Below are 14232 nucleotides of genomic sequence, written 5' to 3'. Positions count from 1 at the left end.
TCAAGCGCGATTGCGCATTGCAATCACGCAGGATGCTCGGGCGTTTTGCGCGAGGGTGCGAGATAAGGGCGCGTGACATCCTTGAGGGTGACGCCGATGGCTTCGACATCTAGGGCCAAGGCCCCCTCGCCCGCCAGAACAAGCGTAAGACGGCCCGTGCCATCCTCGCCCGCGATCCATTCCATTGCCAGCAGCGACAGCACCAGATCGCTTTGCGTGCGATCAAAACCTTGACTGGCCACTTTCATCACATCTTCGATCACCAGAACCGATTGAACCCGCTCGGGCGGATCACGGCGCTGGCCGTCTTCCCAGCGGAAACGGTTTAGCAGGATCGCGAATTGGCGGCGCTTGGCGTCATGTTTGAGTTCGGTGATCGGAAAAACCGCATCCTGCACCAAGGCCGACATCACCTCGAGATCGCCCGCATCCATCGCACGCAAGGCCAGCGGGCGCTCTGCGCCATCCTCAAAGCGGGCGTCTTCAACCATCGGATTTAACCCGCTCAATCTGCGCCCCGCAGGCCGAAAGCTTTTCCTCAACCCGCTCATAGCCCCGATCAAGGTGATAGACACGATTGACCACCGTTTCACCTTCGGCAGCAAGCCCCGCGAGGATCAGGCTGACCGAGGCGCGCAAATCCGTGGCCATCACAGGCGCGCCTTTGAGGCGGTCCACACCCGTTACCGTCGCCGTGCCGCCATGGACATCAATCTGCGCGCCCATGCGGATCAATTCGGGCGCATGCATGAAGCGGTTCTCGAAGATGGTTTCTTCCAACACGCTGGTGCCGCTGGCCGTGCAAAGCAGCGCCATCATCTGCGCCTGCAAATCGGTAGGGAAGCCGGGGAAAGGCTCGGTGCGCACATCAACCGCGCGGATGCGCCCGTTCTTGCGCGCAACCGTGAGGCCTTTTTCGGTTTCCTCAACAGAAATACCAGCCGCGTCCAGCTTTTCGCAGAAGGCTTGCAGAAGGCTGATCTTGCCGCCCAACAACTCCACCTCACCACCCGTAAAGGCGGGGGCCAGCATATAGGTGCCAAGCTCGATACGATCAGTGACGACGGGATGCGTGGCACCCCCAAGGCGGTCAACACCCTGAATGGTGATGGTGCTTGTGCCTTCACCCTCGATTTGCGCGCCCATGCGGCGCAGACATTCGGCCAGATCGACGATCTCGGGCTCGCGGGCTGCGTTTTTCAAAACGGTTGTGCCTTTGGCCAAGGTTGCAGCCATCAGCGCATTTTCAGTGGCCCCGACCGAGACAAAGGGAAACTCATAGACAGCGCCTTTCAGCCCGCCTGCCGCCTTGGCATGCACATAGCCATCGCGCAGATCCAGCTCGGCCCCCATTGCTTCAAGCGCCTTGAGATGCAGATCAACTGGGCGCGCGCCAATCGCGCAGCCCCCGGGCAGCGATACAACCGCCTGCCCTTCGCGCGCCAGCATCGGCCCCAATACAAGGATCGATGCGCGCATTTTGCGCACGATGTCATAATCGGCATGAAGATTGTTCAAACCATGCGAAGACATGGTCAGCACTTTGCCGTCATTGAGCGCCGTCACTTCCGCGCCGAGCGATTGCAACAAGGCCGTCATGGTGCGGATATCGGACAGGCGCGGCGCATTGGTCAGCGTCAGCGGCTCCTCCGACAAAAGGGTCGCGGGCATCAGCGTGAGACATGCGTTCTTGGCCCCCGCAATCGGGATCTGTCCACGCAGCTCGCCGCCGCCTTTTACGATGATACTATCCACTGGCTCTGCCCTCTTTCTCGGCTTGGGCGCTAGCCCTCTGCCTCATTTGTTTTTTGGTCCCCGTCACTGCGTTTGCGGGCCTGCGCTTTGCGGCGCGATAGATTGGCCTTCAGCGCGGCTTTCAACCGATCCTCGCGGGTATTGCCACCCTTTGCAGGTCGTGCCTTCGCATTTGGTTTGTCAGGGTTCACTGTCATAGCCATTCTCTTAACCCGAAGGAGAAAAACCGTCCAGCACAACACAAGCGTGCAAAGACCCCGAGAGGGTGGTTTTTCGCAACATGGGGGCGATTAGCGGGACGCTGTCAAAAAACACCCAAATTACGCTTGCGTCAGTTGGCGATTGCGTCTAGTTCACCGCCGATAACCGAGCGCCGCAGTAGCTCAGTGGTAGAGCGCGTCATTGGTAATGACGAGGTCGGGAGTTCAATCCTCCCCTGCGGCACCAGTTCCCCCCTTCCAGACTTAGAGACACCCGTGACAGCGCCCCATTGGCTTTGCTTTGGCTTGTGCAATCAGCCCTCGGCATTGCTTCATATCAAGGGACCTAAAAGAAACGGGCCCGTGAAATCTTCACGAGCCCGAGTTGTTCATGTCAGTTGCGATAGACCTCAGCGCTGGCGCTTGGGCGTTGCATCCCCGCCTGTGCGGCGCTTGGGGCCGCCTGCGGGCTTGCCCGAGCGTGGCTTGGCACCGGGTGGCACAAAGCGCTTGGAGCTGTCACGCGCATCGCCTGAGGGCGCGGCGGCAGGTTTTCCAGCGGGCTTGCCCGAAGGTTTGCCGGCGGGTTTGCCACCAGATTTCCCAAAGGGCTTACCCTCAGGCTTTCCGCCTTTGCCAGCAGGTTTGCCAAAGGATTTGCCCGCAGGCTTATCACCGAATTTCGAGGCAGGCCGCCCCTTGGACGCGCCATCCTTGCCCTTGGGCTTCCAGCCCTTGGTCGAAACCGCACCATCGCGGGTCGGATCAATCGGGGCGGGCTTTTCGCGCGGTTTGCGCGGGGCCTTGTCATAGGCGGGCTTGCCGCCACCGCGCGGGCCATCTTCGCGTGGTCTGCGGGGGCCATCCTCGCGCGGCTTGCGCGGGCCACGATCCTCACGGCTACCGCGCTCAGACCTGTCAGGGCGTGGCCCCGATTTTGGCAGGTTCGGCGGGCTGTCCAATTGGCGCAGCTTGATGCCGTCTTCCAAAGCGCCCTCGGCACCGATGGCTTTCATCATGCCATCCGCGCTGCCTTTGGAAATCTCAACAAAGGTCTCGGAATCTTGGACACGGATCGCGCCAATCGCGGTTTTGTCGATATTGCCCGCACGGCAGAGCAGCGGCAAAAGCCAGCGCGCCTCGGCACGGTCATTGCGCCCGACCGAGAGAGAGAACCAAGTGCTGGGACCAAAGGCCTTATGCTCGCGCGCAGGCGGTGGTGTATCGGCATCCAGAAGCTCTTCTGGCGCGGAACGGCGCGATTGATAGAGCCGCAGATAGGCGGCCGCAATCACCTCGGGCGACTGCTTTTCCAGCAATTGCGCGGCAAATACCGCTTCAGCCTCGGTGACGGGTTCTTCCCAGACGGGATCATTGATCAAACGCTCTTCATCAAGCTTGCGAATGTCATCGGCCGAAGGCGGTGTGGTCCATTCTGCATTGATCTTGGCCCATTTGAGCAAACGCTCGGCCTTTTTGACCACCTTGGGCGGCACAATCAGCGCAGATATGCCCTTGCGCCCTGCCCGCCCCGTACGGCCCGAGCGGTGCAGCAGGCTTTCGGTATTGGTGGGCAGATCGGCATGGATCACGAGGGTGAGGTTCGGAAGGTCAATGCCGCGCGCCGCGACATCGGTGGCCACACAAACCCGCGCACGACCATCGCGCATGGCTTGCAGCGCATTGGTCCGCTCACCTTGGCTCAACTCACCCGACAGGCTGACCACCGAGAAACCGCGATTGGTCAGGCGGGCCATCAAATGGTTCACTGCCGCGCGCGTATTGGCAAAGACCAGCGCGCTCTCGGCATCATGATAGCGCAGCAGATTGAAAATCGCGTTCTCGCTATCTTGCTGCGCGACCCGCACGGCTTGGTATTCGATATCGCTATGCTGCTTGGCGCCACCGATTGTGTTGATCCGCTCGGCATTATTCTGGAATTGCTGCGCCATCTTGGCGATGGTTGGCGGCACTGTGGCCGAGAACAGCAATGTGCGGCGGTCTTCAGGGGCTTCGCCCAACATAAACTCAAGGTCTTCGCGAAAGCCTAGATCAAGCATTTCATCCGCTTCATCCAGCACGATCGCGCGCAGACCTGTCATATCAAGTGAACCGCGCGTGATATGATCACGCAAACGACCAGGGGTGCCGACAACGATATGCGCACCGCGATCCAGCGTGCGCCGTTCGTCGCGCATATCCATGCCGCCTACGCAGCTTGCAATCCGCGCGCCCGTCTTGCCGTAAAGCCAGCGCAGCTCCTGCATGACCTGAAAGGCCAATTCACGGGTGGGAGCAACGACCAGCGCCAAAGGTGTACCAGCAGGGCCAAAAGCCGCTTCATCGCCCAGAAGCGTCGGCGCAATCGCAAGGCCGAAGCCAACCGTTTTACCAGAACCAGTTTGCGCCGAGACCAGAAGGTCCTTTGAGGCAAGCGCAGGGTCAGACACGGCCTCCTGAACGGGGGTCAGTGTGTCATAGCCACGCTCAGCGAGCGCCTCAGTCAGAGAAGAATTCATTATGGGAGTGATCCGTAGGGTTGCAGCGGAGATCCGCCAGATACGCCATTACCGCGTCAAAGGCGCTGCATAGCGGGGAATAGAGGCAAAGTATATGACGAATTGCGCATAGCGGCTGCCGCCTTGCGTCATGCAAGATAAAGGCCGGCACCCCGTGACAGGGCACCGGCCTATTCATGGCATCGCATCAATGGCTTGGCAGGTGGCCGAGCCGTGGGTTAGCCGATGATGGCGTTTAAAGCCGCTGAGGGCCGCATAACAGCCGCGGTTTTGGCCGCATCGCTGTGGTAATAGCCACCCAGATCAGCCGCAGATCCATTGCCAGCCGACAGTTCAGCCAGAATGGTGGCCTCCTGATCGGCCAAGGCTTTGGCCATTGGCGCGAAATGGGCGGCCAACTCGGCATCCTCGGTTTGCGCGGCCAAGGCTTCGGCCCAATAGCGCGCGAACCAGTAGTGGCTATGGCGGTTGTCAGGCTGGCCGACTTTACGGCCCGGACCACGGTCATTGTCCAGAACGCCTTGGGTGGCTGCATCAACCGCATCGCCCAAGATACCCGCTTTGGCATTGCCCTTGGCATCGGCCAAGAACTTGAAGCTTTCGCCAAGCGCGCAGAACTCGCCCAAGCTGTCCCAACGCAGGTGGTTGGCTTCCATCAATTGCTGAACATGCTTGGGGGCAGAACCACCCGCGCCTGTCTCAAACAAGCCGCCGCCCTGCATCAGTTTCACGATCGACAACATCTTGGCCGAGGTCGCCAATTCGAGGATCGGGAAGAGGTCGGTCAGGTAATCGCGCAACACATTGCCCGTCACCGCGATCGAGGTTTTGCCCGCACGGATCGTTTCAAGCGAGGCCCGCGTGGCCGCGCGAGGCGCAAGGATCTGGAACTTGTCGGCCACGCCCTTGGCCTCAAGGATCGGCTTCACATAAGCGATCAATTCGGCATCATGGGCGCGCGAAGCGTCCAGCCAGAAGATTGCTTCACAATTTTCTGCCTTCTGACGGTCAATTGCCAAAGCGACCCAATCCTCGATCGGGGCTTTGCGCGTGCTGGCGGAACGCCAGATATCGCCCGCCTCAACGGCATGTTCATGCAGGACCGACCCGTCTTCGAGGATCATTTTGACGACACCATCCGAGACAATCTCGAATGTGGTGGGGTGGCTGCCGTATTCTTCGGCCTTTTGCGCCATCAGACCGATATTCTGCACCGTGCCAGAGGTGGCGGGGTCCAGCTTGCCTGTCTCTTTGAAATACTTGATCGTCTCGTCATAGACGGGCGCATAGGAGTTATCGGGGATCACGCAATTGGCGTCATGCTCGGCCCCGTCAGGGCCCCAGCCTTTGCCGCCGGCACGGATCAAGGCAGGCATGGAGGCGTCGATGATCACATCAGAGGGCACATGCAGGTTGGTGATGCCACGGTCGCTATCAACCATGTAAAGCGGTGGACGCTCGGCCATGCAGGTCTCGATGGCCGACATGATCGCGGGGCTGTCTTTGACGCGGGCCAGCAGATCACCAAGGCCCGAATTCGGGTTCACGCCAAGGGCTGCCATCTCATCGGCATAGGTTTCAAAGACAGGTGCCAGATAGGCTTTCACGGCATGGCCAAAGATGATCGGGTCCGAGACCTTCATCATCGTGGCTTTCATATGCAGCGAGAACAGCGTGCCTTCGGCTTTGGTCGCCTCGATCTCTTGGGCAAGGAAAGCGTCAAGCGCCTTACCCGACATGAAGGTTGCATCCACCACGGTGCCAGCAGGATAGCTGATGCCGTCCTTCAGAACCGTCTCGGTGCCGTCCTTGGCGATATGCACGATTTTGGCAACAGAGGCCGCAGGCAAGGTCGCAGAGACCTCGTTCGAGAAGAAATCACCACCCGACATGGAGGCAACGCGGGTTTTGCTATCGGCAACCCATTCGCCCATGCGATGTGGGTTGGCCTGTGCAAATGCTTTTACCGCTTTGGCGGCGCGGCGGTCGGAATTGCCTTCACGCAGAACAGGGTTCACGGCCGAGCCCTTGATCGCATCATATTTCGCGCGCGCTGCTTTCTCGGCATCGCTCGACGGGGTCTCGGGATAATCGGGGATCGCATAGCCTTGGCCCTGAAGCTCTTGAACCGCAGCGACAAGCTGCGGCACCGAGGCCGAGATATTGGGCAGCTTGATCACATTGGCCTCAGGTGTTTTGACCAGATCACCCAACTCGGCCAGATCATCGGATTGGCGCTGCTCAGGCGTCAGGCTATCGGCAAAGGCTGCAAGGATACGGCCCGCAAGCGAGATGTCCTTGGTGCCGATGCTAACGCCTGCCGCTTTGGCAAAGCTTTGAATGATCGGCAAAAGGGAAGCAGAGGCCAGTTCGGGGGCCTCGTCTACTTTTGTGTAGATGATGTCGGGAATGTTCTTGGAGTTCATGATATCCACGCCTTGGTCAATTTCTGCATGCCATAGTACACAATGGAAAAGATTGCCACGCTTTTCCGAATTTTAAAGGTGCGACGAAGCGCCAGCACCCATAGCCGAGAAGCCTGCCCGCCTTTTACACAAAGCCGCCGTCAAAGGAACTCCCCCCTAGATGAAACTCCGATGACGTTTAGGCCTCCAGCGCGCTGTCAGCTTCCCAAAGCTCAATCGGGTTTCCCTCGGGGTCGTGAAGACGCGAGAAGCGCCCGACACCTTGCATGGCTTGCACGTCACTACAGGCGATACCTTCGGCGCTCAGCTCTGCAATCGCCGCGTCCAGATCGGCGACGCGAAAATTCAGCATGAAGCTGCGATCTTGCGGGAAGTAATCCGTATCCCCCGCAAAGGGGGAAAAGACGGTAAACCCTTCCTGCGTTCTCCAAGGGGTTTGCGTGGCATCCGAGGGGACAGGATCAATCCCCAAATGCTGGTGATACCATTGGGCGAGACCGCTCGGGTCTTTCGACCTGAAAAACACCCCGCCAATTCCAAGAACTTTGACCATAGCGATCCCCAATGCAGATTGAGTCGTTCAAGCATGATCAGTTGAAGGCAGAAGCCCCAGCCTGTCAAATTAACGCATGATTATGTGGTCAGTTCCCGCTCAAAGCGGATCAATTGGAAGGAGCGCAGCCATCAGCCAGAGAGCATAACCTGTTAATCGCCACGTGCCTCAAGAATGATCGCATCCAACAGGGCTTCCACCTCTTGCATGGGACCATCGGGATAGGTGCGGTGGCCGAGGCGGACCTCACCGTCAACCGTGGTGACGAAAATGCCATAAGGGCAATGGGCGATATTTAAGGGATCGGCTTCCATCACGCGGCGAGAGATTGCGGCCGAGCAGAACAGGAAGATATCCGCCTGATCAAAAATCATAACATCGCTATCCATATCCGCTGCCGTGCGGTTGAGCATGTCACCCACATGGCTGGTGTAATCAATCACCAAACCACGGTCGATAATCGCGCTTTCAACGGCGAAGGTCGCATCATCAAAGCTTCCCTCAAACGGGTAAGTGACAGCATCTTGGGCGATGGCGGGGGCCGCGCATACCATTGTGCAAAGAAGAGCGAGTACCGTTTTCATAGCGTTATCCTTAATTGGGAAAGAGGCGGCGGCATGATAACCGCCGCCTCCTGTCCGATTAGCCGAACATGTCCTCCGTGATCGCGTCGTACCAGCCGAGGCTCTCACGATAGGTTTCTTCACGAACCTCAGCGGTCTCGTCCACTTGGCTGACAAAGCCGCCCGTGCTGACGATGCCCTCATCCGAGGCTTCATAAGTGGCACCGACTTTGATGCCATCATTGGTTTCGATCAGCGACCAGCATGTGTTCGAGAACCGTGCTGGGAAGGCTGTGCTGCCTGTCAGGGCCGCGACAATCGCATTGGCCGCAACCTTGGCTTGGCTATTGGCCGAGAAGCCCGATTTTGGCATCGCGCCCTGTGCTGCCGCATCACCCAGAACATGGATATTCTCATCCATGGTGCTGGACAGGTCATAGGCCGAAACAGGGGCCCAGTTGCCATCGGTGATGCCTGCTGCAAAGGCGATATTGCCCGCACGCTGCGCAGGAATAACGTTACACACGTCAACCGTTTCAACCTGACCATCGATATCAACAGTCATCGCATTCGGGTCGACCGACACATTGCCAGCACCGAAATCAGGGCCGATCCGCTCGATCATGCCCGAATAGTGACGCTCCCAACCATCCTCGAAAAGACCCTGCTTGGAGAAGCCTTCCTTTGGATCAACGATTAGGATTTTCGCGGTCGGGTTCACCTCTTTGAGCGTATGCGCAACCATCGATACCCGCTCATAGGGGCCAGGAGGGCAGCGATAAGGGTTGGGTGGTGCGATCATCGCAAAGGTGCCACCTTCGCGCATATTCATGACCTGCGCCTTGAGCAATTCAGTCTGGCTGCCGCCCTTATAGGCATGCGGCATGACGTTTTGCGACGCCGTGGACCAGCCAGGAACGCTGTCTTCGATGAAGTCGATACCAGGGCTGAGGACGAGACGGTCATAAGGCACCGCGCCACCACCTGCGAGCGATACGGTCTTGGCATCGCGGTCCACGGCCGTCGCCCAGTCATGGACAACATTGATCCCGTAATCCGAGGCCAGTTTGCCATAGGTATGGCCAAGGCTGTCGAATTCACGGAAACCGCCGAGATACAGGTTCGAGAAGAAGCAGGTGTAATAGGCCCGCGACGGCTCGATCAGGGTGACATTGATGGCGCCATTGCTGGCCTGTGCGATATAGCGCGCTGCGGTTGCACCGCCCGCACCGCCGCCAACAACCACGACATTCGCACTTGCTTGGGCACGCACCACCATCGGTGCGGCAAGCGTGGCAGAAACCGCCGCAGCGCTTCCTAGAAATACACGTCTGTTAATACTCATAATTTCCTCCCATTTTGCATCGGTTTCCCGAGCCGTGTTTCGGGACCTATCTCCTCCGATCGGACCCATCTAAATTCCGGTGGCGCTGTTATTCAACACCTTCGAAATAAACTGCGAGCGCTGCGATCTCCTCATCGCCTAGACGCGCAGCAATTGTATTCATCACCCCATGCTCACGACTGCCATTACGGTAGGCAACAATGCCGTGAATAAAGGAAGATGGCGCAAGACCTGCGATCGAGGGGATATCATCGCCCCCTGACGCGCGGTGGCAGGCTGTGCATTCTGATGACAGATATTGGCCATAGGCAGGATCACCCGCAATCTCGAGGATCGCTGCAATCTCGGGGTCAACCTCGCCCTCGCTTGCCTCGGCAATCGCGCCCTCAAACTGGCCGCCTGCCGCACTCATATAGGCAATCAGATCAAGCCGTTCCTGAGCATCGCGCACACCCCGAAAGGCCATGCGGGTTCCCGGGAAGTAATCACGCGGGCTTTCAAGGAAACGCTCCAGTACCGCCTCATCCCAGACCGCGCCTTCCGCACCTGCTTCTTCCAAGACGGATGAATAGCGATAATCGGGCAAAGCCCCGACAGGCCGCCCGATCAATTCATTCAGATGTGGGCCGACGCGGCTGACCGCGCCATCCCCAATCATGTGACAGGCTGCACAAGGACGAAACAGTGTTTCGCCTTGTGCAGCATCGCCCTGTGACAACGCGGGGGAGGATGCGAGTGTCACAGCGGCGAAGCTATGTACAACAATGCTTCGCCACATCATTTGTTATTCGCCCCCCTCGGACCGCAGATAAGCAATCAAGCCAGGGATATCGGCTTCATCCCGCACACCACGGAAGGCCATCCGGTTGCCCGAAATATAGCCGCGTGGGTCCAGCAGGAAGGCAGTCAGGGTTTCGTCTGTCCAGACGGTGCCGCCTTCGCCCGCTTCAACCAATGCTGGCGAATAACGGAAACCTTCGCGGGTGCCTGCCTGAGCGTTATAGATGCCGTTCAGCGCGGGGCCTGCCGCATTGCGCGCGCCGTCACCAACTTGGTGGCAGGAGCGGCACTGACGGAACGTGCTTTCGCCCGCCTCGATCAGGGCTGGGTCAAGAGCGGCCTCAACCACTTCTTCTACAACAGCTTCTTCAACCACTTCCTCGACGGCGGCCTCTTCGACAACAGCCGCTTCTTCGACAACGGCCTCATCCGTTCCCTCATCAGGGGTCACATCGAGAACAGCGGCGCGCATCGTGATCTCGATGCTCTCGGCGCAGTTTTCCATGCAAGGCTCTTGCGTGAAGATGGGGAATTCTACCTCGATGCGGTCATCCATGAAGAAATTCTCTTCATTCTCCAGACGGACATCAAGGAAGTTGTCACTCGACAGGGTGAAATCATCATCCACCAGATTATTTACATACATTAGATATGCAACGATGGCGTAGACATCATCATCCGACAGGCTCTGTGCCGCGCCATATGGCATTGCGCGGTGGACATAATCCCACACGGTCGACAGATAGGGCCAATAGGAGCCGATGGTTTTCACAGGATCTTCGCCGTCCAGCGTGCCGAACCCACCTGCCAGAACAGGCCAGCGGCCAACGGCTTCACCAAAGTCACCATGGCAGGCCGAGCATTGTGCGATCCACAGCTCTTCGCCCGTCCAGACATCGCCCGAGCCCGCAGGCAGGCCCATGCCATCAGGGCGAATATCGATATCCCATGCGGCGACTTCTTCGGGCGCTGCCGCCCGACCAAGACCATAACCACCATCCCGCGAGGGGGCTGCGGCTTCCTGAGCGAATGCAAGGCTTGCGCTACCCGCCAAAAGGATTGCGGAAAGAGTAAGTACTTTTTTCATCTTATCCGATCTCCACGTTTTCGGCTGCACCACTTTCGTCCACGGCCCAAGTCTGGATGCCGTTATTGTGGTAAATCGAGTTCTCGCCACGGATTTCGCGCAGCGCGTCCTTGGTTGGCTGGACATAGCCAGTTGAATCATGCGCCCGTGATTGCAGCAGCATCGGCGAGCCGTCCCAATCGAATTCAAAGTAGAAACGGTGCATCGATTTGTCGAAAGATGGGCCAGACATGCGGGCCTGATGCCAGTTGATGCCACCATCAATTGTGACATCCACCCGTGGGATCGTGCCGCGGCCAGACCATGCCACACCCGTCAAAACGGTCGGACCAGGACCGTGGGTGATAGGAGCTTGCGGGCTCGGATTGGTGATAACCGATTTGGCGTCCATCTCCCATGTGAAGCGGCGGGCTTCGCCATGCTCCAGCAGGTCGGTATACTTCGAGGTCTCCTCGCGGTGATGCCAAGGCGCATCGCCCACTTCGAGACGGCGGAGCCATTTGACCCACATATTGCCTTCCCAACCCGGAACCACGAGGCGCACGGGATACCCCTGCTCGGGGCGCAAACGCTCGCCGTTCATGGCAAAGGCGACAAGGCAGTCATCCATCGCTTTTTCCATCGGGATGGAGCGTGACATGCCCGAGGCATCCGCACCTTCGGCCAGAAGCCATGTGCCTTCGGTCCTGACGCCCGCCTCTTCCAGAAGCAGACGCAGAGGAACGCCCGTATACATGACATTATGGATCATCCCATGCGTGAACTGGCAGCCATTGAGCTGAGAGCCGCGCCATTCCATGCCCGAATTGGCCGCACATTCGAGGAAATAGGTCCGGTTCTCACGCGGGAAGCGCAGGATATCTTCAAGGGTGAAGACCATCTGGTTATCGACCAGACCGTTGATCATCAGCCGGAAATTCGCAGGTGCGATATCGGCAACACCGCCATGATGGCGCTCGAAGCACAGCCCGTTTGGCGTGATGATGCCGTCCATCTCGTGCAAAGGCGTGAAATTGACCGACGAGACGCTATCTGCGGTCAGCCAAGGCACATTGCGGCGCACCACATGGGCCTCATGGCGCGATGGCATGCCGTAAGGCGCTGCATCAACACCGTCGCCCAGATATTGCGACCAAGGCTGTTCACCCAGATCGGTGATCAGCGGATCAGCCGCTTGTGCATGTGCCAACTGCCCAGTGGCGGCTGCGCCGCCTGCAACGGCTGCCCCTTGCAGGAACCGACGACGTGTCGGGGTGAATTTCGGATCATCTACCATGTTCAATCCTTCTCTTTCAGTGGTGGGCCGGATCAGCCAGCAACCACATCAACGCTGTTATTAGGTTCTACATTTACGGTGCCTTGCGCACGGATATGGTTCTCGACCACATCCCAGATCGCAGGCCCTTCGGTGCCTTCATTGACGCTGGCCCAACCGGCCACGACATAGCTTTGCGCGGGGTCAATCCGCTCGCCTGTCTCAAGCAGGGTCATCTCGGAGATACGCTCGCCCGCGGGTGCGTTCACATCTACGCGGTAGCCCATGCCACCAACGCGGACCATGTCTCCGCCCTGTTGGTAATAGGGGTCGGGGTTGAAGATGTTATCGGCCACATCTTCCATGACCACCTTGAGGAACTCGCCCGTCATCTCGGTACGATAGGCCTCAGGATAGCTCATGGAGGTGGCGTTGAAGATATCTTCACGCGTGATCGCCTGCCCCGGAATGACAGATGCGCCCCAACGGAAGCCAGGGCTAAGTGCGATTTGCGCGTCCCGCTCCGAGATCAGAGCGTTACAGATCACATCATCCCAAGTGCCGTTGAAATTGCCACGACGATACAGCAGCGATCCTGCCTCACCGATCACTTCGGACATCTCGTCGATGAAGGGGGCGCGGGTCTCATCCACCAGAGCGGTCATTTCCGCATCAGGCGTAATCACATCCGAGAAGATCGGGATCAGACGGTGATTGATGCCCTGCATACGGCCATCGCGCACATCCAGATCAACGCGGCTCACGAATTTACCATGGCTCCCCGATGCGATCAGGAAGGTATTGCCGACCTGTACAGGCTCGGGCAGCGCATCATGGGTGTGGCCCGTCAGGATCACATCAATGCCTTCGATATCGCGGGCAAACTGGCGGTCGGTGTCAAAGCCGTTATGAGACAGCAGCACCACAACCTGCGCGCCCGCGGCACGCACTTCTTGTACAACTTCTGCAATGCGCTCGCGGCGCAGACCAAAGCTGTATTCAGGGAACATCCAGCCCGGATTGGCGATTGGCATATAGGGGAAAGCCTGCCCGATCACGGCAATCGAGGTGCCGCCACGTTCAAACATTTTATAATCGTCGAAAACAGGTTCATCCCATTCAGCATCAAAGATATTCGCGCCAAGGAAGGCAGGGTTGAGCGAGGTCTCGATAATCTCGTTCACGCGGGCCGAGCCAAGGGTGAATTCCCAATGCGAGGTCATCGCCTCAACGCCGAGCGCGTTGAACAGATCAACCATATCCTGACCATCGGTGCGCAAAGCAGGAAGCGAGCCCTGCCAAGTATCGCCACCATCCAGAATGATCGCCTCAGGGCGATCTGCGCGGATCGCTTTGACCACGGTCGAGATACGATCAAGCCCGCCCATCTTGCCATAGCTCTGCGCGAGGGAGGAGAAATCGGAATAGGTCAGCGCGTAATCCATGGCCGAGCCCTGCTCGATCCCATAGGCGCTGCGGAAATCCGCGCCTGTCAAATGTGGCACCAGCCCCTCTTGCGCGCCAACACCAAGGTTGAACTCGGGCTCGCGGAAATAGAGCGGCTGCGTTTGCGCGTGGATGTCGGTGATATGGACCAAGGTGACATTGCCCGTGCCGCTCCCGCCAATCAGATCATCTTGGGTCAGCCGCTGCTGCGCGGAGAGCTTGGCCCAGTTGCCAAAGCCGGAAGCGCCATAAAGCGCGGTTGTGGCAAGAGCTGCCTGAAGAAAGTGACGGCGCGCGATCATG

Annotated in this window: 12 protein-coding genes and 1 tRNA gene; 1 reads left to right on the top strand and 12 read right to left on the bottom strand. The window is 58.6% G+C overall.

What is annotated here, in order from left to right; translation table 11 throughout:
- Window positions 1-23: 23 nt before the first annotated feature.
- Genes ACTYEO_RS02735 through ACTYEO_RS02725 form a run of 3 tightly spaced genes read right to left on the bottom strand, consistent with a single transcriptional unit; the run spans window position 24 to window position 1952 of the window.
- The gene (locus ACTYEO_RS02735; RefSeq protein WP_449322168.1) at window positions 24-491 is read right to left on the bottom strand and encodes a DUF2948 family protein; all 468 of its coding nucleotides are present in this window, start codon (window positions 489-491) and stop codon (window positions 24-26) included.
- Window positions 484-1755 (bottom strand): UDP-N-acetylglucosamine 1-carboxyvinyltransferase, encoded by a 1272-nt coding sequence (gene murA / locus ACTYEO_RS02730; protein WP_449322167.1) that lies wholly within the window; start codon window positions 1753-1755, stop codon window positions 484-486. The genes ACTYEO_RS02735 and murA overlap by 8 nt, the downstream gene beginning before the upstream one ends.
- A 29-nt stretch (window positions 1756-1784) precedes the next feature.
- Entirely contained in the window at window positions 1785-1952 is a 168-nt protein-coding gene (locus ACTYEO_RS02725) for a hypothetical protein (RefSeq protein WP_449322166.1), read from the bottom strand.
- 175 nt (window positions 1953-2127) lie between these two features.
- On the opposite strand from ACTYEO_RS02725, the gene ACTYEO_RS02720 reads away from it, so the two are divergent.
- Window positions 2128-2202 (top strand) — tRNA-Thr (locus ACTYEO_RS02720).
- A 163-nt stretch (window positions 2203-2365) separates the two neighbouring features.
- Here ACTYEO_RS02720 and ACTYEO_RS02715 read toward each other — a convergent pair.
- The 9 genes from ACTYEO_RS02715 to soxB all read right to left on the bottom strand — a co-directional run bounded on the left by ACTYEO_RS02715 (window position 2366) and on the right by soxB (window position 14231).
- Window positions 2366-4474 (bottom strand): DEAD/DEAH box helicase, encoded by a 2109-nt coding sequence (locus ACTYEO_RS02715; protein ID WP_449322165.1) that lies wholly within the window; start codon window positions 4472-4474, stop codon window positions 2366-2368.
- 218 nt (window positions 4475-4692) lie between these two features.
- A complete protein-coding gene (locus ACTYEO_RS02710) occupies window positions 4693-6900 on the bottom strand; it encodes an NADP-dependent isocitrate dehydrogenase (RefSeq protein WP_449322164.1) in 2208 nt (735 codons plus the stop codon).
- A gap of 178 nt (window positions 6901-7078) precedes the next feature.
- Window positions 7079-7453: a VOC family protein gene (locus tag ACTYEO_RS02705; protein WP_449322163.1), complete on the bottom strand. Its 375-nt coding sequence runs from the start codon at window positions 7451-7453 to the stop codon at window positions 7079-7081.
- 152 nt (window positions 7454-7605) lie between these two features.
- Entirely contained in the window at window positions 7606-8037 is a 432-nt protein-coding gene (locus ACTYEO_RS02700; RefSeq protein WP_449322162.1) for a DUF302 domain-containing protein, read from the bottom strand.
- Between the two features lie 58 nt (window positions 8038-8095).
- Window positions 8096-9361: an FCSD flavin-binding domain-containing protein gene (locus ACTYEO_RS02695; protein ID WP_449322161.1), complete on the bottom strand. Its 1266-nt coding sequence runs from the start codon at window positions 9359-9361 to the stop codon at window positions 8096-8098.
- 88 nt (window positions 9362-9449) lie between these two features.
- On the bottom strand, window positions 9450-10142 hold the full coding sequence (locus ACTYEO_RS02690) for a c-type cytochrome (RefSeq protein WP_449322160.1): 693 nt from the start codon (window positions 10140-10142) through the stop codon (window positions 9450-9452).
- Window positions 10143-10145: 3 nt separating this feature from the next.
- On the bottom strand, window positions 10146-11228 hold the full coding sequence (locus ACTYEO_RS02685; protein WP_449322159.1) for a c-type cytochrome: 1083 nt from the start codon (window positions 11226-11228) through the stop codon (window positions 10146-10148).
- A gap of 1 nt (window position 11229) precedes the next feature.
- Window positions 11230-12504: a sulfite dehydrogenase gene (gene soxC, locus ACTYEO_RS02680; protein ID WP_449322158.1), complete on the bottom strand. Its 1275-nt coding sequence runs from the start codon at window positions 12502-12504 to the stop codon at window positions 11230-11232.
- 32 nt (window positions 12505-12536) lie between these two features.
- Window positions 12537-14231 carry a thiosulfohydrolase SoxB gene (soxB, locus tag ACTYEO_RS02675; protein ID WP_449322157.1) on the bottom strand — a complete coding sequence of 565 codons (1695 nt, stop codon included), beginning with the start codon at window positions 14229-14231 and terminating at the stop codon, window positions 12537-12539.
- Window position 14232 lies beyond the last annotated feature (1 nt).

The organism is Rhodophyticola sp. SM2404 (assembly GCF_053570515.1).
Note: the sequence above shows the minus strand (reverse complement) of the source record. Positions and strands in the feature narration are given on the sequence as shown.